Below are 23768 nucleotides of genomic sequence, written 5' to 3'. Positions count from 1 at the left end.
AGCGCGACGATGTAGACCTCGGGGTGGCCGAAGAACCAGAACAGGTGCTGCCACAGGATCACGCCGCCGTTGGCGGGGTCGAACACGTGCGCGCCCAGGTGGCGGTCGGCCAGCAGGCCCAGCAGCGCGGCGGTGAGGATCGGGAACGCCAGCAGCACCAGCACGGACGTCACCAGGATGTTCCAGGTGAAGATCGGCATGCGGAACATGGTCATGCCCGGCGCCCGCAGGCAGACCACGGTGGTGATCATGTTGACCGCGCCGAGGATGGTGCCGAGACCACCGACGACCAGGCCGGAGATCCACAGGTCGGCGCCGACGCCGGGCGAGTGGATGGCGTTCGACAGCGGGGTGTAGGCGAACCAGCCGAAGTCGGCCGCGCCGCCCGGCGTGAGGAAGCCCGCCATCACGATCAGGCCGCCGAACAGGTACAGCCAGTACGAGAAGGCGTTGAGCCGCGGGAACGCGACGTCCGGCGAACCGATCTGCAGCGGCAGGATGAAGTTGGCGAAGCCGAACACGATGGGCGTCGCGTAGAGCAGCAGCATCACCGTGCCGTGCATGGTGAACAGCTGGTTGAACTGCTCCTGGGACAGGAACTGCATGCCCGGTCGTGCCAGCTCGGTCCTCATCAGCATGGCCATCGCGCCGCCCACCATGAAGAAGGCGAAGGACGTGACCAGGTACATGATGCCGATTTGCTTGTGGTCCGTGGTGCGGAACATCCGCAGCAGGAACGAACCCTTGACCGCGTCGCGAGTCCCGAAGGGCCGCGTCGCGATCGGCTGCGGGGCTACGGCCGTCACGGTGCCTCCTGCACTGTCTGGTTCTGGCTTCGCCGGTGGGTGGCGCCGCCGGCTCATCGGATCGTAGACGGCGGTGTTCCGGGTGGTGCGGCTGGGCTGCCCCCTGGATCAAGTGAGGTAGCGCAGGTCACAGTGTTGGATGGCGCCGCCTCCGGCGTCGCGGGCGAGGTCGCCGGGAAGTCGGTCGTTCGCGCCCTGATTCCCGACGATCGAAAAGCGTGATCGTCGGGAATGAGGACGCGAACGACCGACGCGACCTCGCGGGGTGGCGTGATCGGTGACCGATGGCGATCAGGTAGGTGAGGCGGAGGGGGTAGGTGAGGGGGTGGGGGTAGGTGAGGTGGAGCGGGTGAGGGTGGGGGTAGCACGAGGGCCGCTCCCGGGGTGGGAGCGGCCCTGTGGTCGAGGTGCTGGGTGACAGGGTGCCGGAGGTCAGCGGCGCAGGAGGCCGCGCAGCTTCGGCGAGGCGACGAAGGCCGCGCCGGCGGCCACCAGGCCCAGGCCCACGATCAGCATCCAGCCGCCGTCGTAGCCGGTGTTGGCCAGGTCGCCGTCGTTGGCGCCGTCGGCCATGACGGGCGCGGAGGTGGTGGTCGGGGTGACCGCGACGGACTCGGTGGTCGTCGGGGCGACCTCGTCGGTGGTGGTCGCCGGGGTGGACGGCGTGGTGCTGTCCGGGGTGGACGGGGTCGTGGTGACCGAGGCGTCCTGCTCGGCGCAGACGAACCAGTGGCTGATGCCCGCGGGGCCGCCGCTGGAGTTGACCGGCGGGTGCAGGTCTTCCCAGGCGAGGTCGCCGAGGTCCGCGGCGTCGTAGACGTTGTACGCGCTGCCGCCCTTCACCACGACACCGGTGACGGTGTGGCCCTCGGGGTTCGCGGTGATGGTGATGTTGACGCCGTCGACGGTGAAGGTGCCCGCCGGCATGGTCATCTCGTCGCCGGGCAGGCCGACGACGTCGCAGGCGTTGCCGGGCTGGCCGACGTCGACGTTGCCGTCGACCGCGGTGGCGCGGTCGTCGCCCGAGTCGAGGGGGGTGCCGGGCGAGGCCGAAGCGGTGCCGCCCAGCAGGCCGGAGGCGCTCAGGGCGAGCAGGGCGGCTGCTCCGAATAGGCGACGGCTGGTGATGCGCATGGGTGCTGCTCCGCAGGTTCGAGGGCTGACCGGGTGGATCGAACTACACCGACCATCCCTCTATCGAGGTAGCCCATTCAGATGACGCGGGTTGCCGTCTATTCGTTATCAGTCGGTGACCCCCGACGTTCGGTAACGGCGATTTCACCGACGGAGGAGCTTGCGGAGCTTCGGCGATGCGAGGAACGCGGCGCCTGCGGCGAGGAGCGACAGACCGACGACGATCAGCCACCAGCCGTCGAAGCCGGTGCTCGCCAGACCGTCCTTCGACTTGGGGACGATGATCGCGCCGGCGGCTTTGGTGGTGGTCGTCGTCGGGATGGCCACGATCAACGCTGGTTGCGTGGTGGTGGTTGTCGTAGGCGGTGTGGTGGGGATGGTGGTGGTCACGACCGGAGTGGTCGTGGTGGTGGTGGTGATGGCCACCGTCGTCGTCGTGGTTGAAGCGGTGGTGGTCGTGGTGGGAGCGGTGGTGGTTGTCGTTGTCGTGGTGGTCGTTGTGGTGGTGATGGCGGTCAGGCAGACGAACCAGTGGCTGATGCCCGCCGGGGTGCCGTTCTCGTTCAGCGGCGAGTGCAGGTCGAGCCACGGCATGGAGCCGAGCGCCGGGTAGACGTTGTAGGCGTTGCCGCCCTTGACGACGACTCCCGTGATCACGAAGCCGGACGGGTGGGCGGTGATGTCGAGGTAGGTGCCGTCGGCGGAGAACCCGCCGGACAGGATCGACTCGGCGCCCGGCAGGCCCACGGCCGCGCACGCGTCGCCCTGCTGATCGATGGCGATGTTGCCGGTGAAGGCGGTCGCGCGGTCGTCTCCTGACAGGGGTGGGTCCTGGTTCGGCTGGGCGGACGCGCCGGTGGCGAGGAGACCGGCTGCGATCACGGCGAGCAACGAGACTGCTCCGAACATGGTGCGACTTGTCGTGCGCATGGGGCTCTCCGCATGGCTCGATGTGGCGTTCGGCGGATCGGACTGCTCCGTCGCTGCTCTATCGCGTTAACCCGTTCGCATGATGCAGGCCGAGACCGAGTTGTTATGCGAGGCGGCCTGGAATGGGTCGGACTCCCCCGTGGCGGGGATGCGGGCGGCCTTTACCGAACCCGAACACGCTCGTGGCCCTGCTCGCCGCCGGCCCCGTGCCACGATTCCCGGCGTGCAGGGACTCGTGCTGGTCGTGGAGGACGAACGGGCCATCGCCGATCTGATCTGCCTCTACCTGCGGCGGGACGGGTTCGGGGTGCACGTGGAGGCGGACGGGCACGCGGCGTTGGCGGCGGTGCGGCGGTTGCGGCCGGTGGCGGTGCTGCTGGACGTCGGCCTGCCCGGGGTGGACGGGGTCGAGGTGTGCCGGGCGCTGCGCGCGGCGGGCGACTGGACGCCGGTGCTGTTCGTGACCGCGCGCGACGACGAGGTGGACCGCGTGCTCGGGCTGGAGCTGGGCGCGGACGACTACGTGACCAAGCCGTTCAGCCCGCGTGAGCTGGTGGCCCGGGTGCGCACCGTGCTGCGCCGGGGAACGCCGCAGGTCAACTCGGTGCACGTGGTCGGCGACGTGAAGCTGGACGGCGACCGGCGGCGGGTGTGGGCGGGTGAGGCCGAGGTGGCGTTGACGTCGACGGAGTTCGAGCTGCTGGCGCACCTGATGCGGCACCCCGGGCGGGTGTTCGCGCGCGAGCAGTTGTTGAGCGCGGTGTGGGGTTACGCGGCGGCGGCGGGCACGCGGACGGTGGACGTGCACGTGGCGCAGTTGCGGGCGAAGCTCGGCGACCGCAGTCCGATCAGGACCGTGCGCGGGGTCGGCTACTCGGCCGAGCCGTCGTGACGCGCACCAGCCTCGCGTTCCGGATCACGGCGTTGTGCCTGGCCGTGGCCGGTGTGGCGGTCGTGGTGGCGGGTCTGGTGTCGGCCCGGCTGGTGCTGACCGCGTCGCGAGAGGTGGGCCGTGAGGCGTTGGCCGACCAGGCCGACGTGGTGGCCGGGCAGCTCGACGGGGGTCGGGCCGGGCGGCTGCGGGTGGTCGAGGTGCTGCGCGGGCAGGGCATCGCCGTGGTGCTGATCGGGCCGGACGGCGGGTTGGCCGGTGATCCGCAGGCCGTGCGCGCGGTGCGGGAGGCCCGGGTCAGGTCCGGCGCCGCCGGGACCCGGCTGGTCGAGGTGCGCGACGGTGTCGCGCTGGTGCAGGAGACGGGGCTCGGCAACGGGCCGGGCCGCAAGCTGCTGCGCAACATCACGTTCGCTCTGCTCGTCGGGTTGCTGGTCGCGGCGGTGGCCGGGTTGTTGCTGGGCAAGCTGGTCGCGCGCCCGTTGCGGCGGACGGCGGCGGTCGCGCGCACCATGAGCGGCGGCCGGCGTGACCTGCGGGCGCCCGAGCAGGGCCCGGCGGAGGTCGCCGAGGTCGGCGGCGCGGTGAACGCCCTGGCCGACGCGTTGGCGCGCAGCGAGGCCAGGCAGCGGGAGTTCCTGCTGTCGGTCTCGCACGAGTTGCGCACGCCGTTGACCGCGGTGAGCGGGTTCGCCGAGTCGCTGGCCGACGGCGTGGTGTCCGGGCCGGAGGTGCCGTCGGTCGGCCGCACGATCTCCGAGGAGGCGCACCGGCTCGACCGGCTCGTCACGGACCTGTTGGACCTGGCCAGGCTCGGTGCGGACGACTTCCGCGTCGACCTCGCCCCGGTGGACCTGACCGAGGTCGTCACGGCCGCCGCCGAGGTGTGGCGGGCCCGGTGTGCGGCGAAGGGGGTCGAGTTCCGGCTGGAAGCGCCATCGCGGCCGACCGTGCGGACGACGGACGCCCGGCGGGTGCGGCAGGTGCTGGACGGGCTGCTGGAGAACGCGCTGCGCCTCACGCCCGCCGGTCGACCGGTGGTGTTGGCGCTGCACGACGTGCTCCAGGTGCGTGACGGCGGTCCGGGGCTGTCCGAGGAGGACTACCGGGTTGCGTTCCAGAAGGGAGCGCTGCACGCCAAGTACGAGCGCTCCCGGCCGGTCGGCACGGGTGTCGGACTCGCCCTGGTGCACGGTCTGGTGACCCGGTTGGGTGGCACGATCGAGGCCGGTCCCGCGCCCGAGGGCGGCGCGGCGTTCACGGTGAGGTTGCCCGATGCGTGAGCTGGAAGCACGGTGGCACGGCGCGGTGGGCGTGCTGGGTGGTGCGCAGGGACCGGGTGACCTCGCCGAGCGGTACGCCGAACCGCACCGCGGCTACCACAACGCCGACCACGTGCTGGCCGTCGTCCGGGACGTGAACGCCCTGGCCGTCGACCGCACGGCAGGTGAACGCGCCGTGCTGACGCTCGCGGCCTTGGCGCACGACGTGATCTACGACGGCGTGCCGGGCGAAGACGAGCGGCGCAGCGCCGAGTGGGCCCGGGAACGGCTGACCGGCCTGCCCGAGGCCGACGCGGTGGCCCAGCTGGTGCTGGCCACCGCGGACCACGCCTCGGACGACCCGCTGACGTGCCTGCTCCTGGACGCCGACCTGGCCGTGCTCGGCTCCGACCCGGCCACGTACGAGCGCTACCGCACGGCCGTGCGCGCCGAGTACGCGCACGTGCCGGACGACGCGTGGCGGGTCGGGCGGGCGGACGTCCTGCGCGCGCTGGCCCGGCGCGACCCGCTGTACGTCACGCCGCACGCGCGCGCACGGTGGGAGGTCCGCGCCAAGGCCAACCTCGCGGCCGAGCTCAGCTCGCTCGGTGACCCGCCATGAGCGCGTCGTAGGTCGGGAACGCCTTGGCGATCTCGCTGCCGGTGAAGTTGCCGACCCAGCCGTCGTCGTCGTGGAAGAACCGGATCGACACGTAGTCCGGCCGGGTGCCCATGTCGAACCAGTGCGTGGTGTTCGCGGGCACGCTCAGCAGGTCGCCCGCCTCGCACAGCACCGCGTACACGCGCTCCTCGACGTGCAGGTAGAACACACCGGAACCGCGCGCGAAGTACCGGTCCTCGTCGTCGTCGTGGGTGTGCTCGGCCAGGAACTTCAGCCGCGCCTGCCCGGCCGCCGCGAGCCACTCCGGGTCGTCCGACGGGGTCATCTCGGTCGCGTCGACCAGGACGTAGCCCTCGGTCCCGGTGACGCGGGCGACCTGCTCGGCGTACACCTCCAGGGCGTTCTCGCTGGTCACACCCGGTACGACCGGCCACTGCTCGTAGCGGACGCCGAGCTCCTTCAGCTCGGCCGCGATCTCGGCGGGGTCGGCGGTGCGCACCAGGGCGGTCTCCGGGTCGGTGTCCGACCACACGGTCAGCAACGTCATCGCGCCTACCTCCTGTGAGTCTCGGCTTTGAAGCGCAACAGCCACTCCAGGCACTCCAGCCGGTGCCGTGCCTGGTAGAGGTCGTCACCCCAGACGTACACCCCGTGGCGGGCCACGATCAAGGCGGGCACGTCCGCGCGGAAACCGGCCTCGAACGCGTCGCCGAGCTCGGTCATGTCCTGGCTGTTCGGCACCACCGGGACGACGACGGTCTCGTGCGCCTGCCGCCCGAAGCCCTTGAGCATCTCCAGGTCGCGCAGCTCGACGCCGTCGGGCCAGTGCTCGGCCGCGACCACGGGCGCCAGGGCGTGCACGTGGACCACCGCGCCGGCGCCGGACACCGCCGCGATCCGCCCGTGCAGGCCGGCTTCGGCCGACGGCACGCGCACCGGGTCGTCCGTGCGGCCCTCGGCGTCGATGATCACCACGTCGTCCGGCGCGAGTTCGCCCTTGTCCTTGCCGCTGACGGTGACCGCGAGCCGCAGGGGGTCGCGGTCCACGACCACGGAGAGGTTGCCCGACGTGCCGCGCATCCACCCCATCGCGGTGTACCGGGCGCACTCGGCGGCCAGCGCCTCACCGGGTGTCACAGAGCCGGTTCTCACAGGGCCCGCACCGTCCGGTGTGGACCGAAGTCCGCGTCGCCGTACGGCTCGCCGGGGCGGGCGACACCGACCGTCCGCCAACCGGCCTCGGCGGCGGCGTGCAGCTCGGCGGGGACGTCGGAGTAGAAGGTGATGTCGGTCGAACCGAGCACGGAGGCGATCTTGAGGTACGACGCGGCCTCCCGCTTCGGGCCCGCGTTCACGGTGTCGAAGTGGAACTCGAACAAGGACGTGAGGTCGCCGTCCGTGGTGTGGGCGAAGAACGCCACCTGACCGGCCACCGAGCCGGAGGAGAACACGGCCAGCTTGACGCCCTCCGCGTGCCACTCGCGCAACGCGGGCACGACGTCCGGGAAGAACTCGGCCACCAGGTCGCCCCCGGCGTACCCGCGCTGCCAGATCAGGCCCTGCAACGTCTTCAGCGGCGTGACCTTCCGGTCGGCGTCCATCCAGCCGTGCAGCACGCGCACCAGCTCGTCCGTGCCGCCGTCCACACCGGACAGCTCGCGGATCTGCGCCACGGCCTCGGCGACGGTCGGGTCGTCACCGTGCTCGTCGATCCACGGTCCCAGGCGCGGCCGGGCGTAGTCGTACAGCGTGACCAGGACCTGGTCGGTGGCGCTGAGCGTGCCTTCGATGTCCAGCACTACCCACTCACTCATGAACGTCCCCAACGTAGTAATCGGCCAAACCGCCCGGAGCGTACGCACCGCGGTCGGTCACCACCGTCGTGACGAACCGCGGCGGCGTGACGTCGAACGCCGGGTACAGGCCCCGCGCCCGGTCGGTGGCCGTGCGGCGGCCGAGCGTGTGCAGCACGTCGTCGCCCGGCCGGTACTCGATCGGCACGTCGGCGGCGGTCGGCGCCAGGCGGTCCGGGGCCTGCACCATGGCCAGGAACGGCACGTCGAACGCGTGCGCGGCGATCGCGAGGCCGAGCGTGCCGACCTTGTTGACCACGTGCCCGTCCATGGTGACGCGGTCGGCGGCGGTCAGCAGCACGTCCACGTCGCCGGTCGACATGACGGCCGCGCCCATGCCGTCGGTGATCAGGGTCGTGTCGACGCCCATCTCCCCCAGCGTCTCCGCGGTCAGGCGGGCGCCCTGGAGGTACGGGCGGGTCTCGGTGCAGAGGAACCGCAAACGCTTGCCCATCGCGTGAGCAGCGGAGACGGTTTCGGTCAGGTAGAGGTCCGCCCAGCAGTGCGTGAGCACCGCTCCCCCGTCCGGCAGCAGCGCGGCGGTGTGCGCGCCGAGGCTGCGGCTGCGGCTGCGGTAGCGCTCGTCCCCCGCCTTCGCGCCTTCCAGCGCGCCGGCTTGGAGGTCGTCGTTCGCGTCGACGCCCGCCAGCACCGCGGCCACGGCCTTGCGCAGGTGGTTGTTGGTGCGGCGGGTGGCGATCAGGAGCCGTCCGGCCTGGTCGAGGTGGGCGCGGGCCTCGTCGCGCGGCAGGTCGCGGGCCTCGCGGGCGGCCAGCACCATGCCCCACAGCGCGGCGAAGTACGGGCCGGAGGACTGGGTGACCATGTCCTCGATGGCCTTGGCGACCTCGGCGACCGTGCCGCAGCGCACCCACGTCTTCTCGAACGGGAAGTTGCGCCGGTCCAGCACGTGCACGCCGTCGTCCTCGAGGCGCACGCTGCGCGCGAGCAACGGCTCCATCAGCTGTACCCGGTGAACGGCGCGTGCTCGCCGGTGAGGTAGTACGCGCCGACCTCGCGCGCCTTGTACGACACGGGGTCGTGCAGGGTGAGGGTGCGGGCGTTGCGCCAGAACCGGTCGAAGGCGTAGCCGGCGGCGGTGGCCCGTGCGCCGCACAGCTCGAACACCCGGCTGGTGGTCTGGTTGGCGACCTTGGTGGCGACGACCTTGGCCGACGAGATGGCGGCGGCGGTCTCGGCGCGTTCGTTCCGGGTCAGGTCGGCGCCGCGCCGGGAAGCCTGGTCCAGCTTGTCCGAGGCGTGGTCGGTGAGGAGGCCGGCGGCCTGCGTGTCGGCGACGAGCTCCCCGTACGTGCCGAGGACGTACGGGTCGGCGGTGGCCGTGTCGACGCCGCTGAGGAACCACGGTCGGGTGGTCGTGCGGGTGTACTGGGCGGCTTCGGCCAGCGCGCCCTCGGCCATCGCCACGTACAGCTGGGCGAGCACGAGCTGGAAGCCGAGGGCGGCCAGCGACAGGCGCGGGCTGTTCTCGTCGTGCGCGCCGAGGACCTGGTCGGACGGCACGTGCACGTGGTCGAACACCACGCCTCCGCTGGCGGTGAGGCGTTGGCCGATGTTGTCCCAGCCACCGGCGTAGGCGATGCCGTCGGCCTTGGCGTCGAGGGTGAAGGTGATCTTGGCGCCGGTCTCGGTGTGGGTGGCGCTGACCACGAGCCGGTCGGCCACCGACGCGCCCGTGGCGAACGTCTTGCGGCCCGTGACCTCGAACCCGCCGTCGACGGGCCGGAGCTCCAGGGCGGCGTCGAGCGGGTTGCTGACGCCCGCCCAGAAGTGGTTGTCGCCGGGCCGGAAGCCCGGGTTGTCGAACAGGCCGCTGCGCCAGACCTGCAGGTAGTGGTAGCCGAGGAGGTGGCCGACGTTGGCGTCCGCCGCGCCGACGACCCTGGTCACGGCCTGCTGCGCGGCCCAGTCGTCGACCTTGAGCAGCCCGGACCGCCGCAACGCCCCGACCTCGGCCGAGGGCTCCGCACCGCGCCGGTCGCGCTCCGCCGCGTCGACCCGCAACGCCGCGGCCAGCTCCTCGGCGACGGTCAGCCACTTCTGCCGACCATCGGTGCTCGTCATGCGCCCTCCCACCGTCCTCGTCCCAGCAGGCGAGCCTAATCGCCGGCGCGCGCCGCGGACTGAGCGTTCCGCCACATGGGAGGCGGGATCAGCGGGCGACGTAGGTGGCGTGGCCGGTCAGGCCCAACTCCGTCACCGCGCCCCGCAGCCCGACCGTGCCGCGGGGGAAGGTCGCGACGTGCGCCGCCCACGTGCGCCGGTCCTGGGCGAGCGCCTTCAGGTACCGCACGCACAGCGACGGCGGGATGGCTTCGCAGCGCTTGCGCGCGGCACGCAGGGCGATCTCCATCCGCAACGCCTCGTCGTCACGCCGTCCCCGTGACCTGATGCGGTCGAGGATGCTGTCGATCAGGGCCATCCGACCGTGCAGGAACTCGGTCCAGTAGCCCTCGTCCGCCGCCGCCTCGAAGCCGCCGTCGTCGTCGAGCAGCGCGAACACCCCTTCGGCGAGGCAGTCGCCGAACTCCTCCATCTGCGCCCGCGACTCGTTGGCGAACGGGTCGTACGGCTTCTGCCTCACCTTGCCCGTGATCGCCGAGCGGCGCAGGCCCACGTCGTCGAGCAGGAAGAACCAGTCCTCGTTGTAGATCGTCGGGAAGAACGAGGTCATCGACTCGCGGCCGATCACCAGCGCGCCACCGCCGATGAACGTGCCCTGGTCGCCGCCGGTCTCGCGGTGCGCGTGGCAGACCACGGAGTTGTCCGGGAAGCCGCCCACCTCCAGCCCGACCGCCGCGTAGCCCTCCGAGACCAGGCCGGCGGCGGCGTCGAGGTCGGACGGCGTCGGCACGGTGATGTCGTCGTCCAGGAACGCCACCCGCTCCCAGCCGACCACGCGGGACACGAGCAGGCCGAGGTTGCGCTTGGAGCTGGTGTCGGTGTGCCGCATGAACTCCGTGGGGCCCAACACCTTCGTGGTGGCCGACAGGCGGGGCATGAGCGAGGGCGGCAGCGCGCGGACGTCGACCACCAGCATCTCGACACCCCTGGTGCGGGCCAGTTTCGCGGCCCGGTCGGGTGCGGCGGCGCCGCTGGTGAGCACGACCAGCGGCCGGTCGAGCTCGGCGGCGACGTCGGCGGCCGTGCCGAGGTAGCTCCACGGGCGGTTGGTCGGCACGATGATCGCGTCGACGGCCCCTCGCGGGCAGTCTCGGACGTCCACTGTGGTCAGCAGTTTGCCGTGCGACGCGTGGTGCTCCACGAGCGCAGGGGCGGTGGCGTTCAACCCGGGCCCTCCGGCCATTCGACGAGGCGGGATTCGGGCAGGTTCCAGTCCGGCGTCACGACCCGGCCGTTCACCACTTGCACCCTCGTGAGGACGCTGTAGGCGTTCGCGCCCGCGAAGCGGGTCTCCAGGTACGCGCCGTTGCGGTCGCGGAACCTGCTGTCCGTCAGAGCCCGCACGACACCGAGGGTGCCCCTGCCGTACTGGCCGTTGCAGATCGTCACCGTCCGCTTGTGGTTGAACGGGTTGGTGCCGCGGTAGAAGTGGCCGACGTCCTCGAGCAGGACCTCGTGGCCGCGGTGGTTGCCGAGCTTGGGCGCGAAGAGGCGTTCGCGGCCTTCGCGGTCGCGCACCACGAACCCGCCCGCTTCGGCCTCGTCGTGCCGCGCCACCTGCGTGATCGGCAGGTCGACGCGGTCGAGCAGCTCGCGGGTGACGAGGTTCCAGTCGACGCCGCCGAGCAGCACGAGGTGCGTGGTGTAGTCGTCGGGCGCCAGGTCGGAGGCGATGCGGAAGTTGACCTGGCTGCGCGGGTTGAGCGCGCGGATGTGGCCGTGCAGCTCGATCAGGGCGTCGAGGTCGGCGTAGGTGTAGAGCTCGACGTAGTCCGGCTGCGTGGGGTCGGAGTAGGGCATCTTCGCCCGCATGTCGGCCGGGAGCTGGGCGACGACGATCGTGATGTCGTACCGGTCGTCGAAGTACCAGAAGCCCCGGTCGGCGCGGTCCTGGGCCGGGGTCGTGCCGCCTTCGCGCTCGACGGCGGCGCGCAGGTCGGCCAGTTCGCGCAGCAGTTCTTCCCGGTGGCGCAGCTCGTCGGGGGTCAGCTCCTCCACCGGGATCAGCCGGAAGGGGCGGGCGGCGACGGAGCGCTTGGTGGCGAAGAACGTGGCATAGGCGGCGAGGCGGTTCAGCGGCGGCGTCTTGGGCTTGCTGCGGCTCTCCCAAGACGACAGCAGGGGCACGCTGGCCGGCTTCTCGGCACTGAACGCTTGCGCGAGGTCACTCTGCGTGATCGTCACGTCGGGCCACCGCTCTTCACGCAGCGCCCGAAGGCGGTGCGCCAGCAAGTGGGAGTCCTCCGCAACGACCACGTCCGCGCGCCCTTCAGTGAACTTCAGCGCAACAGCTGAAGCGTGAAACATACACGATTGCGGAGAGAAGTCACGAGCCACTACGCCCATCAGGGGCTTGTCAGTCCGGTACACCGCACTTACGCTCAAGTTACTGAGGTTCAGTCAACTTCAGTGAGTAGAGGTGAAGTTCACCCAGGAAGCCATCCGGGGGTCATCATGAACATGCTCACCGCGTTAGCTCAAACGTCCGAGACCACCGAGTGGACGCCGCTCGTGGTGATGATCATGGTCGGCGCGATGGCGCTGGTCATGGGCCTGGCCAAGCTCCTGCGCCGAGTGCTCGGCATGCTCACCCGGGTCCTGCTGTCGGCCGGTGCGGCGATGACCGGGATCGCCACGATGCTCGCCCTCTGCACCGTGCTGACCACCGTTCTGCTGGTCTACGCGCGCTGAACCGCCACGTGCGGCCCACCCCCTTCGACTACGGTATGCGGGCCCGCATCGAAGGGGGAGTCGCACGATGGACCTGTCGCGCAGATCGTTCTCCGGGGGAACCGCCGTCGCCGCACCGGCGACCGCGACCCCCGGGACGACCGCCGCGTCGGCCCGGACGCCGCGTCCACACCGGCCGTCCACACCGCACCTGCTGGAAGCCGAGCAGCTGGTCGGCTACCTGTCGTTGCCGACGTGCCCGTTGGCCAACAACACCTACAAGGAGCCGGACCAGCCGAACGTGGTCCGGTGGGGCTCGCCCGGCGACGCGTCCGGGTGGGTCAACCAGAGCCAGTGCGCGTCGTTCCTGACCGCCGTGCTGAAGCGCACGTACAAGTGGGCGACTTCAGGGTTCTTCAGCGCCCACTTCGGCGTGGCGAGCCCGTTCGCGCGGGACTACCGGGCGGCGTTCGCGGAGCGGGAGATCCCGCACTTCGAGCGCGTCACCAGGGTGGCGGACCTTCGGCCGGGTGACCTGATCGCCGTCGACTACCGCAACGACCAGGACACCAACACCGGGCACGTGGTGATGGTGCGTGCGGTGAAGGGCGTCTACACCGCGCCCACCCGAGGCCTGAACTTCCCCGGTGAGACGCAGTACGCGGTGGAGGTCGTGGACTGCACGTCCGAGCCGCACGGCGTGTACGGGGTGGGCAACTACTTCCGGTTCCCGGACAACCGGATCTTCAACGCCACCGCCGCGACGGACGGCGCGGGTTACGGGCACATGATGTTCTACGCGTCCGACGCGACCGGCGAGTTCAGCCGGTACCGGTGGAGCGTGAACACGTCGTCCGCGCGGACGTTCCCGGTGTCGGAACGCCCGGTCTCCGCCGCCCGCGTCGTGTCCTGACCGTTGAACTCGGGGTACCTGAACGCAGGACTCTCGCGTTCCGAGCGCAGGACTCTCGCGAGAGTCCTGCGCTCGTGCTGCGAGAGTCCTGCGTTCGCGAGCCGTGAGTTGAACGTTCGGGGTCAGGCGTCAGAGGCGTTGCCAGAGGGCGGGGACGTTCGGTGGTTCCCAGCCGGGTAGCGAGGTGTGCGACTGGCGGCACTGGTAGGTGACGCCGTTGTAGGTGACCTGGGCGCCCACCGTGTACGCACGGTTAGGGGCCCAGGTGCCGGACGGCTGGGTGGTGGTTGTGGTGGTGGTGGCGTTGTCGGCCCAGGGGACCTGGGGTGAGCGGTAGAAGTCGACGCCCATCGCGGCCCAGCGCGGCGCTTGAGCGCCGAGGCGGAGGCGGAACGCGTCCCAGTTGTGGGTCGACCACGGTGACCAGGCCAGTTCGGCGATCGCGGACAGGCGCGGGAACGCCATGTAGTCGATGTGGGCCGGTGTCACGATCGTTTCCGTCCACAGTGGAGCTTCCACGCCGCGGACGGCGGATTCCGGGACGCCGCTGACGTGCGTGCCCGGGTTCCAGTCGTAGGCGTCCCGGACTTCGACGAAACCGGCCCAGCTCAGGCCGAGAGGCGTGCCCGAGTGGTACTTCATGTCCAGGTACGCCTTGTTCGCGGGCGACATCACGATCTTCTGGCCACGCGCGGCGGCGTTCCGGACGACCGCGTTGGACGTCGTCGTGCCCCAGTACTGCGCGACCGCACCGGTGTCCGCGGTCGTCTTGACGAACTCGTGCCAGCCCATGGGCTTCTTGCCGTACTTGCCGACCAGCGGCAGCACCCGGCTCATGAACGCCTGGTACTCCTGGTCGGTGGTCGCGTTCGCCTCGTCGCCGCCGATGTGGAAGTACGGACCGGGCGTCAACGCGGCGATCTCGCGGATCACGTCCTCCACGAACGTGTAGGTGATCTCCTTGGACACGCAGAGGGACGAGTAGCCGACCGCGATGTCCGTGCGCAACGCGGGCGCGACGCCGTTGCAGTTCAGCTCGGCGTAGGAGGCCAGCGCCGCGTTGGTGTGGCCGGGGAGGTCGACCTCGGGCACGACGGTGATGTGCCGGGCGGCGGCGTACGCGACGATCTCCTGGTACTGCGCCTTGGTGTAGTACCCGCCGGGCCCGCCGCCGACCTGCGTGCTGCCGCCGTGCGTGGCCAGCCGCGGCCAGCTGTCGACGACGATGCGCCAGCCCTGGTCGTCGGTCAGGTGCAGGTGGAAGTAGTTCACCTTGTAGAGGGCGAGCTGGTCGAGGTACCGCTTGACCGCGGCGACGGGGTGGAAGTGCCGGGCCACGTCGAGCATCGCGCCGCGGTGGGCGAAGCGCGGGTAGTCGGTGATCGTCGCGCCCGGCACGGTCCACGGGCCCGCCTGCGTGGTCCGGCTCTCGACCTCGGCGGGCAGGAGTTGGCGCAACGTCTGCACGCCCGCGAACAGGCCCGCCGGCGTGTTGGCCCGCAACCGCACGGCCGCGGACGTCACGGTGAGCTGGTAGCCCTGGTCGCCGACGGACGCCGGCGCGCCGCCGAGGAGCAGCGCGATGCCGTCGGCCGGGACGCCGGCGGTGTCCGCGACCGGCAGGGCGTAGCCGGTCGACGGGCGGAGCAGGGCGGCCAAGTGGTCGCCGACGCCGTGCGCGGCGGCCGTGGTGCGGATCCGGGTGTCGGCCGTGATCGCGTGCGTGACGCCGGCGGCGGGCTGCACCGAGACCGGCGCGGGGACGAGGCTGTTCAGGGGCTCGGCGGCCGAGGCCGTGGTGGTGCCGATGTTCCAGGCGACGATCGCGCCGGACACCATCACCAGCACGGCGAGCGCTCGTGCCGTCCTCGCTGGGGGTTTCACCGTTGGTCCTCCTAGGGCAAGGCGGCGGCCGGCTGCCGTCAAGCGTGCGTACGCCCGGGAGGAGATGTCAATGGGTCTAGACCAGTTGGCTACACCGGTGGGCTACGCGAGGGCGAGCTTGCCGAGCTCCACCCGCGACGCGACGCCGAGCTTCGGGTAGGCCTTGTAGAGGTGGTAGCCGACCGTGCGCGGGCTCAGGAACAGCTGCGCGCCGATGTCCCGGTTGCTCAGGCCCTCCGCGGCCAGCCGCACGACCTGCAGTTCCTGCGGGGTGAGGGCGCTGAGCGGGTCCGGCCCCGGCACGGCGCGGCTCTCGCCGGTGGCGCGCAGCTCGGTGCGGGCACGGGCGGCCCACGGTGTCGCGCCGAGCCGTTCGAACACCTCCGACGCCGACCGCAGGTGCGGGCGGGCGTCGGCCTTGCGGCGGGCCCGGCGCAGCCACTCCCCGTACAGCAGCTCGGTGCGGGCGCGTTCGAACGGGCGGCTGTCGTCGACGCGGTGCAGGTCGACGGCCTTCGAGTACCACTGCTCGTCGTTGGTGAGCAGGGCGCGGCAGCGCGCGGAGACGGCGAGGGCCCACGGTTGGCCGGTGCTCGCCGCCCACTCGTCGTACCAGCGGGCGGCGTCGTCGTGCGGCCTGCCCAGCCGGGCGGACGCCTCCACCACGTCGGGCAGGCTGGTGACGGAGTAGAGCCGGTGCGCGCCCGCGGCGACGTCGGCCAACCGGTCCAGCACGGCCTCGTGCCGGCCCAGGCCCAAGTCCAGCAACGCCAACGCGCACGCGGCCCGCACGGACTGGGGCGCGCCGCCGACCAACGTCGCCACCAGCTCCTCGCACCGGGCCTCGTCGCCCTCGATGGCGGCCAGTTCGGCGAGCACGGCGGCCAGGTAGCCGACGCTGAACTCCTGGCCGATGTCCGCGGCGATGCGCAGCCCTTCCTCGGCGGTCGCCCGCGCGTCGCGGTGGTGGCCGAGGTGCAGGCGGCCGCGGGCCAGGTAGGCGAGGGCTCGGGGCAGCACGCCGAGAGCGCCTTGGGCGCGGGACTGGCGTTCCAGGTCGAACGCCCAGGCGTGGGCCGCCTGGTCGTCGCCGAGGACGAGGTTCCACCAGGCGGTGACCGCGTTGCCGGGCCCGCCGACGTACGGGGAGTCGAGGAGCTTGCGCAACGCGGCCATGCCGCCGGGTACGTCCTCGCCTTCCAGTCCGAGGGCGGCCTTGGCGACGCCCCGGGTGTCGTCGGCGCCGGGCAGGCCCTCGGCGCGTGCCACGACGTCCTGGAGCAGGTCGAAGTCGCGGCCCGCCCACGCGTTGTTGGCCGCGTGGAACAGCATCTCCCCCGCCAGCTCGGGATCGGCGTGCCGGGCGCAGGTGACAGCGCGGGCGAGTTGCGCCGCGGCCTCCGCCGGCCGTCCCTGCTCGGCGGCCAACCTCGCCTGGATGCGTGCCACCCGTGCGCCGTCCAGCGTGTCGGTCACGAGGTCCCAGGCCTGGTCGGCGAGCACGACCGCGCGGTCGAACTGGCCCGCCGCGCCGGCCGCGCCCGCTGCCGCCGCCAGCCGGTGGCCGCGTTCGGTGGGGTCCGGGGTGAGTTCGGCGGCGCGGTGGTAGGCGGAGGCGACGGCGACGTAGCCGCCCCGGTTGCGGGCGTCCTCGGCGGTGCGGGCGAGGGCTCGGGCGACGTCCTCGTCGGGCGCGGTGGTGGCGGCGGCCAGGTGCCAGGCGCTGCGGTGGGCGTCGTCCAGCACTTCGGCGAGTGCTCTGTGGACGGTGAGGCGGTGCTTGAGCGGCGCGCTCTGGTAGGCGGCGGCGCGGATCAGCGGGTGGCGGAAGGTCAGCCGGCCGTCGTCGGAGCGCAGGAGTTGGCGTTGTTCGGCGATCTCGAGGTCGTCGACGGACGCGCCGAGCAGGCCCGCCGCCGCGAACACCGCGGCCGGGTCGCCGGTGTCGTCGGCGGCGGCGACCAGGAGGAGGGTGCGCGTGCGTTCGGGGAGCGTGCCGATGCGGTCGGCGAACGTCTGCTGGATGCGGCTGTGGGTGGGCAGGGCGGCGACGCGGTAGGCGTGGGCGGCGGGCAGGTGGCCTTCGCGTTGGGCGGCGGGGAGTTCCAGCAGCGCCAACGGGTTGCCGCGGGCTTCGTCGGCGATCTGGTCGCGGACGTAGCGGGGCAGGTCGGCGGCGTGTTCTTCGAGGAGGGCGGCGGCGTGCTCCGGGGTGAGGCCGGTGAGGCGGAGTTCGGGCAGGCCGGGTGCGGGGAACGGCGGTGCGTGCAGGTCGCGCGCGGCGAAGATCATCGCGATGCCCTCGGCGTGGAGGCGGCGTGCGGCGAAGACGAGCGCTTGGGCGGAGCCCTGGTCCAGCCAGTGCGCGTCGTCGACCAGGCAGAGGACGGGGTGCTGGTCGGCGAGGTCGGCGAGGAGGGTGAGGACGGCCAGGCCGACGAGGTGGTGGTCGCCGCCTTCGGGCGGGGCGAGGCCGAGGGCGGCGCGCAGTGCGGTGGCCTGGTTGGGAGGCAGGGTGTCGACCCGGTCCACGACCGTGCCGAGGAGGAGGTTGAGGCCGGCGAACGGCACGACGGACTCGGACTCCACCGCCGTGCCGCGCAGGACCAGGAACCCGGCACCGGTCGGGGTCCGGTTGTCACCGGTGGGGGCGTGGTTACCGCCAGCCGGGGTGCGGTTGTCGCGGGCCGTGCTGGGTGATCGCTGCGCAGGGGTACCCGCCAGGGGGTCCCCTGCTTTCATTGTGGCAAAGGGGTCTGACAACTCCGGTGGGGGCGAGGTCGCGCGGGTGGCGGCGTGGGACAGCAGGGCCGACTTGCCGATGCCCGCCTCGCCGCGCACCACGAGCACGCCGCTGCGCCCGGCGCGGGCGGCGGACAAGAGTCCGTCCACCACGGCCAGTTCGGCGGACCTCCCGTGCAGCACGTCCCCGACCCTAGCCGGCGTCCGGCAGCAGCACGACCTTGCCGACTGTGCGCCTGGTCTCGATCGCCTCGTGCGCCCGCGCGGCCTCGGCCAGCGGGAACGCCTGGACGAACGGCGTCAGCCGGTGGGTCGCGGCGGCGGCCAAGGCCCGTGCCTCCAGGGCACGCAGCCCACCCGACCGCTTCGCCACCTGCGGTCCGACGGCGACGGTCGCGGTCAGTGCGCGGGCGAACAGGTCCTCCGTGGTCAGGTGCACCAGCTCGCCGGACGACGACCCGAACACCACGACCCGCCCACCCGGCGCGAGCAGGTCGACCGCACCACGGCCCAGCGCACCCCCGACACCGTCCAACACCACCGTCACCTCCCGTCCACCGAGTCGAGCGCGCACCTGCTGCTGCCACCCCTCCACCATGTAGTCGACGGACACCGCCGCACCTGCCCGCAGCGCCACCCGCCGCTTCTCCTCGCCACCCGCCAGGCCCACCACCAGCGCACCGGCCCGAGCCGCGCCCTGCACCAGCATGGTCCCGATCCCACCGGCGGCGGCCGTCACGACCACCACGTCGCCCGGCGCCGGGGCCGCCGCCTCCACCACGCCCAACGCCGTGCCACCGGTGCAGATCATCGCCACGGCCGCCGGGAAGTCGAGCCCGACCGGGATCGCGTGCAGCGCGCCCACCTCCCGCACCACCAGCTCGGCGTACCCCCCGCCGGCGAGGCCGAGCTGCGTCACCACCCGCTCCCCCAGCCACGCCCCGTCCACGTCACGGCCGACCGCGTCCACCACGCCGGAGACCTCGGAACCCAACACCGCGGGCAGCTCCGGCAACGGCACGCAGTCGTCGCGGCCACGCCGGATCACCCCGTCCACCAGGTGCACGCCCGCCGCACGCACCGCGATCCGCACCTGGCCCGGCCCCGGCGACGGGTCTTCGACCTCCTCGCACCGCAGGGCCGAGCCGAACGCGTGCAGCCGCACGGCCCGCACGTCAAGCCCCGTAAGGCCGCTTGGCGCGGGCCTCCTTGAGCGCCGTCCCCCACCAGACCACCTGGTCGAGCACGGCGGTGGCGGCCTTGTTCACCGCGTCGGCCTCGACCGGCTCGCCCGCGTCGTCGAACCGCGACCACGCGCCGTGGAAGCTGACGGTGTCGCGCACGGTGACCGCGTGCAGCTCGGCGAAGACCTGCCGCAACTGCTCGACCGCCCGCAACCCGCCGCCGACGCCGCCGTAGGAGACGAACCCGACCGGCTTGGCCTGCCACTCGGTGAAGTGCCAGTCGATGGCGCTCTTCAACGGCGCGGGGAAGCTGTGGTTGTACTCGGGCGTGACGACGACGAACGCGTCCGCGTCACGCAGGCGCGGCGTGACCAGCGCGACCTCCGGCGCCGGGTCCTCGCCGAAGCCGTGCAGCCGGTCCGGCAGGTCGAGGTCGTCGAGGTCGAGCACGTCCACGCTCAGGTCGTCGCGCTGCTTGGCCCGGTCGGCGAACCAGTTCGCCACCACCGGCGCGAACCTGCCGCGCCGGGTGCTGCCGACGATGATCGCTAGCTTGATCACGGGTGTTCCCTCCCTCGGTTGTGTCGGTGTCGACGCTATGAGCGGGGAAGGGGCGCGGGCATCTGTCACATGACTGGTCGCAAGGCCGCGCGGAGGTCCGTCGGACGACCGGTCACCTGACTGATTCGGTCGGTCGGCGCGCGACCGTAGCTTCGGCGTCATGACACAGGACGTGCGGGTCAGGACGCGTTGGACGCCGGTGGTGGCGCTGGCGATGGCGATGCTGGTGGTCACCACCGAGATGACGGTGGCGGCGGTGGTGCTGCCCAGCCTGGGCGGCGAGCTGGACATCGGACCGGCGGCGACCGCGTGGGTGCTGCTGGCCTACACGCTGCCGATGGCGGCGATCGCGATCCCGGCCGGGCGGTGGGTGGACCGGGTGGACGTGCGGTCGGCGTTCCTGCTGGCGCTCGCCGGTGTCGCGGCGGCGAGCGTGCTCACGGCCGTCGCGTCCTCGTTCTGGGTGTTGGTGGTGGGACGGGTGCTCCAGGGTGCGGCCGGGGCGCTGGTGCTGGCCGGGTACATGCCGATCGTGGTCGCGGCGGTGGCGCCGGCGCAGCGCGGGCGGGCGATCGGGTACGTGATCACGATCATGACGATCGGTGGGCTGGCCGGCGCGCCGCTGGGCGGGTTGGTGGCGGGCGCGTTCGGGTGGCGCTCGGTGTTCCTGATGAAGCTGCCGGTGTTGGTGGCCGCGTTGTGGCTGGGGTGGCGGTCGCTGCGACCGGACGGGCGGGGGCTGCCCCGGCCGGACCGGCGGTTGGTGCTGGAAGCGGTGCTGCTGGGCGGCACGATCACGTCGGTGCTGCTGGCGTTCGAGGACATGGCGTGGCTGCTCGGGGTGGCGTCGGTGTTCGCGGTGTGGTGGGCACGGCTGCCCGGCTCACGCCCGGTGCTCACGTTGGTCCGGCGGAGGTTGTTCGGGCTGCCGCTGCTGACGTTGTCGCTGGTGTCGACGTTGGGCGGGGTGATCTTCTTCCTCGTGCCCTACCACGTGACGGACGTGCTCGGCGGCTCGCCGGAGGACGTCGGGGTGGCGTTGCTGGTGTTCGTGGCGGGCGTGGCCGGCCTCGCGGTGGTGTCGGGCTCGCTGAGCGACCGGTACGGGCCGTGGCTGGTGGCGCTGGGAGGGTCGGTGCTGAGCGCGCTCGCGTTGGGCCTGCTCATGCTTCCGGTGACGTCGTTGCTCGACCTGTGCTGGCGGCTGGCGCTGCTGGGTGTCGGGCAGGGCTTGTTCAACACGGCGATGAACACCCTGGTCATGTCCGGCGCGCCGGAGGGGATGGCCGGTGCGGCGGGTGGGCTGAGCGCCACCGCGCGGATGGTCGGCAGCACGGTGGGGCCGGCGGTGGCGGCGCTGGCGGCGGGACCGGCCGGCAGCGGCGACGCCGGGTTCCGCGCGGGTGTCGCGGTGTCGACGGTGGTGGCCGTGGTGGCGATCGCGGTCCTCGCGTCAGCCAAGCAGCGCTAGGACTTCGTCGGCCTCCTCGACGCGGCCCTGGGCGCGCAAGAGGGTGAGGGCTCGTTGCCGTGCGTCGCGCGCTTCGCCGTGCCGGCCCACGGCGGCGAGCACGTCGCCGAAGTGCCGCAGGACGCTGGCCTCCTCGTAGGAGTTGTCCAGCTGCCGGTAGAGCTTCAACGCGTGCCGGTAGTGCTCCGCTGCGTCGGCGTCGCGCCCGTGGTGGTGGGCGATGTAGCCGAGGCTGTCCCAGGTGGCCGCTTCGCCCTCGACGTGACCGAGTTCCTGGTTGAGCGCCAGCGCTTCCCGGCAGTGCGCCTCGGCTCCGACGTGGTCGCCGAGCTTCGCCATCCGGTAGCCGACGTCGTTGAGCGCCTCGGCGACGCGGACCGGGATGCCGAGCGCGCGGAACCGCGTCAGCTGCGCCCGCGCGTGCTCCAACGCCCCGGCGACGTCGCCCCGCCGTTCCAGCGCCCACGCCATGGCGCGGTGCGCGGCGGCCTTGCCGTAGTCGTCCTCCACCAGCTCCAACGCCTGCCGCAGGTGGTGGTCGCCCTCGTCGTGACGGCCGACGTCGGTCAACGCCATGCCGAGGAACTTGTGCGCCGAGACCTGCTTGAACCGGTCCTGGAGGGCGTCCGCGGCCACCAGCGCGGCGCCCCACACCGCGATGTCCTCGGCCGCGTGGCCGCGGCGCAGGTGGTAGTTCGTGAGCGCCCACGCCAGGTGCCAGGCGACGTCGTGCCAACCGTGCCCGGCGGCCAGGCGTTGGGCGGCGAGCAGCGACTCGTGCTCGGCGTCGAACCAGTCCATCGCGGCCGTGACGTCCGCCAGCGGCGCCGGGTCGCCCGGCGGGGCGGGGATCGGCGGGCGGTGCGGCTCGATGAGCCGGTCGCCGTCGTGCGCGGTCGCGGCGAAGTAGCCGGTGAACGCCCGGAGGTTGGCGTCGGCGTGCGCGGGAGCGACCTCGGCGGCGTAGAGGCGCACGAGGTCGTGCATCCGGTAGCGGCCGACCCGGTGCTGCTGGACCAGGTGGGCCGCTTCGAGCTCCCGGAGCAGGCGGCGCGCGTGGGCGCGGCCGGTGAGGGCGGTGATCGCCTTCAGGCCCAGGTCCGGCGCGGAGGTCAGGCCGATCAGCCCGAACAGCTCCGCCGCCTCGGGGGTGAGGACCCGTAACGAGCAGGCGAACACGGTGCGCAGGTCGGCGCTGAGGTCGTCCAACGCGTCGAGGCGCTGCTCCGCCGGCTCCTCGGTGAGGGCGGACAGCGGCAGGTCCGGCTGGGTCACCGCGCGGGCCGCGATGATGCTCAGCGCCAACGGCAGGCCGCCGCACAGCTCCAGCAGCTCGCGGGTGACGTCCGGCTCCGCCTCGACCCGTTCCGCGCCGAGGCGGGAGACCAGGAACGCGCGGGACTCGTGCTCGTCCAGGACGTCCAGCACGACCGAACGCGCGCCGTGCGCGGTGAGCAGGCCGAGGAGCTGCACGCGGCTGGTGATCAGGACGGTGCAGCGCGCGCCACCGGGCAGCAGTGGCGTGACCTGGGTGGTGTCGCGGGCGTTGTCCAGCACGACGAGCACCCGCTTGTCCGCGACCAGGCTGCGGTAGAGGGCGGCCTGCGCGTCGAGGTCGGCCGGCGGGTCGTCGACGCCGAGGGCTTCGAGGAAGCCGCGCAGCGCGTGCTGGGGCGTGACGGGGTCGCCGACCGGGTCGAAGCCGCGCAGGTTGACGTAGAGCTGGCCGTCCGGGAAGTCGTCCACGTGGTGGTGCGCCCAGTGCAGCGCGAGGGCGGTCTTGCCGATCCCGCCGGCGCCGCCGATGGCCGTGATGACGACGGTGGACGACGGCTCGGCGAGGTCGGCGACCTCCTTCTCGCGGCCGGTGAACCAGCGTTGCGGCGCGGGGAGCTGCCGTGGCACGGCGTGCGCGTTCGGCGGGGCTTGCTGACCCAGGACTTGCAGGTAGAGGTCTTGCAACGGCTTGCCGGGGTCGGTGCCGAGCTCGTCGGCGAGCGTGCGGCGCAACGCGTCGTAGTGCTGCAACGCCTCCGACGACCGGCCGCTGCGGTGCAGGGCGAGCACGAACTGGCCCGCCAGGCGTTCGTCCAGCGGGTCGGCCTGGGTCGCGTCACGCAGGGCCGGCAGCAGGGCGGCGTGGTGGCCGAGCCTGATCGCCACGTCGTTGCGGTCCAGCTCCACGGCTGCCCGTTCGGCCTGCAAGGAGTCCCTGACCTGCGCGAACCACGGCGAGTCGAGGCCGTCCAGCGCGTCGCCGCGCCACCGCCGCAACGCCTCGTCGTACAGCTCGGCGGCCCGCCGGTCGTCGGTCTCGGCGCGCGCCCGCCCGGCGAGGGCGCGGAACTCGACCAGGTCGACGCGGTCGGTCTCCAGCACGTAGCCGGCCGGCCGGCGCCGGATGTCGATCCCGGCGGACCGCAGCTTGGAGAGGTACCCGTACAGCGTCTCCTTCGCCCGCAGCGGCGGCTGAGGGCCCCAGACGCGGTCGACGAGCCGTTCCGCGGTCACCGGGCGCCCGGCCTCCAGCAGCAGCGCCGCCAGCACGCTCCGCCGACGGGTGTGGCCGATGTCGAGGTCGTCGCCGCCGACCCGGGCGCGGACACCGCCGAGCAGCGAGAACTCCACGCTCAGCCCCCTCGAACAGCCGGTTCAAGGTTCATCCTAGGTTCGCTCACGTTCGGTCGAGCAGGGTGTCC

At 72.4% G+C, this 23768-nt stretch carries 21 protein-coding genes; 6 read left to right on the top strand and 15 right to left on the bottom strand.

Going from position 1 to position 23768, the window contains the following annotated elements:
* From AB0H12_RS35960 to AB0H12_RS35950, 3 genes are all read right to left on the bottom strand, one after another.
* A partial coding sequence (locus tag AB0H12_RS35960) for a cbb3-type cytochrome c oxidase subunit I (RefSeq protein ID WP_499628904.1) occupies window positions 1-806 on the bottom strand: 806 nt, incomplete at its 3' end.
* Between the two features lie 432 nt (window positions 807-1238).
* Window positions 1239-1940, bottom strand: coding sequence for a hypothetical protein (locus tag AB0H12_RS35955; RefSeq protein ID WP_499628902.1), 702 nt, complete (start codon window positions 1938-1940; stop codon window positions 1239-1241).
* Between the two features lie 144 nt (window positions 1941-2084).
* Complete coding sequence (locus AB0H12_RS35950) at window positions 2085-2870, bottom strand: hypothetical protein (protein ID WP_499628900.1); 786 nt, start codon at window positions 2868-2870, stop codon at window positions 2085-2087.
* Between the two features lie 223 nt (window positions 2871-3093).
* On the opposite strand from AB0H12_RS35950, the gene AB0H12_RS35945 reads away from it, so the two are divergent.
* From AB0H12_RS35945 to AB0H12_RS35935, 3 genes are read left to right on the top strand one after another with little or no spacing between them, the layout of a single operon-like run.
* The gene (locus tag AB0H12_RS35945; protein ID WP_499628898.1) at window positions 3094-3762 is read left to right on the top strand and encodes a response regulator; all 669 of its coding nucleotides are present in this window, start codon (window positions 3094-3096) and stop codon (window positions 3760-3762) included.
* Complete coding sequence (locus tag AB0H12_RS35940; protein ID WP_499628896.1) at window positions 3759-5045, top strand: HAMP domain-containing sensor histidine kinase; 1287 nt, start codon at window positions 3759-3761, stop codon at window positions 5043-5045. Before AB0H12_RS35945 ends, AB0H12_RS35940 begins: the two co-directional genes overlap by 4 nt.
* A complete protein-coding gene (locus AB0H12_RS35935; protein ID WP_499628894.1) occupies window positions 5038-5646 on the top strand; it encodes an HD domain-containing protein in 609 nt (202 codons plus the stop codon). The genes AB0H12_RS35940 and AB0H12_RS35935 overlap by 8 nt, the downstream gene beginning before the upstream one ends.
* Here AB0H12_RS35935 and AB0H12_RS35930 read toward each other — a convergent pair.
* The 7 genes from AB0H12_RS35930 to AB0H12_RS35900 all read right to left on the bottom strand — a co-directional run bounded on the left by AB0H12_RS35930 (window position 5621) and on the right by AB0H12_RS35900 (window position 11900).
* Window positions 5621-6193, bottom strand: a complete 573-nt coding sequence (locus AB0H12_RS35930; protein ID WP_499628892.1) for a 1,2-dihydroxy-3-keto-5-methylthiopentene dioxygenase — start codon at window positions 6191-6193, stop codon at window positions 5621-5623. The genes AB0H12_RS35935 and AB0H12_RS35930 overlap by 26 nt on opposite strands.
* 5 nt (window positions 6194-6198) lie before the next feature.
* On the bottom strand, window positions 6199-6798 hold the full coding sequence (mtnB, locus tag AB0H12_RS35925; protein ID WP_499628890.1) for a methylthioribulose 1-phosphate dehydratase: 600 nt from the start codon (window positions 6796-6798) through the stop codon (window positions 6199-6201).
* A complete protein-coding gene (gene mtnC / locus AB0H12_RS35920; protein WP_499628888.1) occupies window positions 6795-7460 on the bottom strand; it encodes an acireductone synthase in 666 nt (221 codons plus the stop codon). The genes mtnB and mtnC overlap by 4 nt, the downstream gene beginning before the upstream one ends.
* Window positions 7453-8460, bottom strand: coding sequence for a s-methyl-5-thioribose-1-phosphate isomerase (locus AB0H12_RS35915; RefSeq protein ID WP_499628886.1), 1008 nt, complete (start codon window positions 8458-8460; stop codon window positions 7453-7455). Before AB0H12_RS35915 ends, mtnC begins: the two co-directional genes overlap by 8 nt.
* The gene (locus tag AB0H12_RS35910) at window positions 8460-9584 is read right to left on the bottom strand and encodes an acyl-CoA dehydrogenase family protein (RefSeq protein ID WP_499628885.1); all 1125 of its coding nucleotides are present in this window, start codon (window positions 9582-9584) and stop codon (window positions 8460-8462) included. The genes AB0H12_RS35915 and AB0H12_RS35910 overlap by 1 nt, the downstream gene beginning before the upstream one ends.
* A gap of 88 nt (window positions 9585-9672) precedes the next feature.
* Window positions 9673-10809 carry a hypothetical protein gene (locus AB0H12_RS35905; protein WP_499628883.1) on the bottom strand — a complete coding sequence of 379 codons (1137 nt, stop codon included), beginning with the start codon at window positions 10807-10809 and terminating at the stop codon, window positions 9673-9675.
* Entirely contained in the window at window positions 10806-11900 is a 1095-nt protein-coding gene (locus AB0H12_RS35900) for an XRE family transcriptional regulator (RefSeq protein WP_499628881.1), read from the bottom strand. Before AB0H12_RS35900 ends, AB0H12_RS35905 begins: the two co-directional genes overlap by 4 nt.
* Window positions 11901-12098: 198 nt before the next feature.
* On the opposite strand from AB0H12_RS35900, the gene AB0H12_RS35895 reads away from it, so the two are divergent.
* Together AB0H12_RS35895 and AB0H12_RS35890 are read left to right on the top strand one after the other, a co-directional pair.
* Window positions 12099-12335, top strand: coding sequence for a hypothetical protein (locus AB0H12_RS35895; protein ID WP_230566080.1), 237 nt, complete (start codon window positions 12099-12101; stop codon window positions 12333-12335).
* Between the two features lie 67 nt (window positions 12336-12402).
* Window positions 12403-13227 (top strand): hypothetical protein, encoded by an 825-nt coding sequence (locus tag AB0H12_RS35890; RefSeq protein WP_499628879.1) that lies wholly within the window; start codon window positions 12403-12405, stop codon window positions 13225-13227.
* Between the two features lie 129 nt (window positions 13228-13356).
* Here the strand turns inward: AB0H12_RS35890 and AB0H12_RS35885 are convergent, their stop codons facing one another.
* The 4 genes from AB0H12_RS35885 to AB0H12_RS35870 form a co-directional block, all read right to left on the bottom strand.
* On the bottom strand, window positions 13357-15066 hold the full coding sequence (locus AB0H12_RS35885; protein WP_499628912.1) for a family 20 glycosylhydrolase: 1710 nt from the start codon (window positions 15064-15066) through the stop codon (window positions 13357-13359).
* 147 nt (window positions 15067-15213) lie between these two features.
* Entirely contained in the window at window positions 15214-18036 is a 2823-nt protein-coding gene (locus tag AB0H12_RS35880) for a LuxR C-terminal-related transcriptional regulator (protein WP_499628877.1), read from the bottom strand.
* 10 nt (window positions 18037-18046) lie between these two features.
* Window positions 18047-19027 (bottom strand): zinc-binding dehydrogenase, encoded by a 981-nt coding sequence (locus AB0H12_RS35875; RefSeq protein WP_499628875.1) that lies wholly within the window; start codon window positions 19025-19027, stop codon window positions 18047-18049.
* A gap of 1 nt (window position 19028) precedes the next feature.
* Window positions 19029-19598: an NADPH-dependent FMN reductase gene (locus tag AB0H12_RS35870; RefSeq protein ID WP_499628873.1), complete on the bottom strand. Its 570-nt coding sequence runs from the start codon at window positions 19596-19598 to the stop codon at window positions 19029-19031.
* Between the two features lie 160 nt (window positions 19599-19758).
* Here AB0H12_RS35870 and AB0H12_RS35865 point away from each other — a divergent pair, with 160 nt between their 5' ends.
* Window positions 19759-21069, top strand: a complete 1311-nt coding sequence (locus tag AB0H12_RS35865) for an MFS transporter (RefSeq protein WP_499628871.1) — start codon at window positions 19759-19761, stop codon at window positions 21067-21069.
* On the opposite strand, the gene AB0H12_RS35860 is transcribed toward AB0H12_RS35865, so the two are convergent.
* Window positions 21052-23697, bottom strand: coding sequence for an AfsR/SARP family transcriptional regulator (locus AB0H12_RS35860; RefSeq protein WP_499628869.1), 2646 nt, complete (start codon window positions 23695-23697; stop codon window positions 21052-21054). The two genes, AB0H12_RS35865 and AB0H12_RS35860, sit on opposite strands and share 18 nt — an antisense overlap.
* Between the last annotated feature and the right edge of the window lie 71 nt (window positions 23698-23768).

Source organism: Actinosynnema sp. NPDC023794 (assembly GCF_040639675.1).
GTDB lineage: Bacteria > Actinomycetota > Actinomycetes > Mycobacteriales > Pseudonocardiaceae > Actinosynnema > Actinosynnema luteola.
The sequence above is the reverse complement of the archived record's forward strand: the minus strand, read 5'-3'. Positions and strand labels throughout refer to the sequence as shown.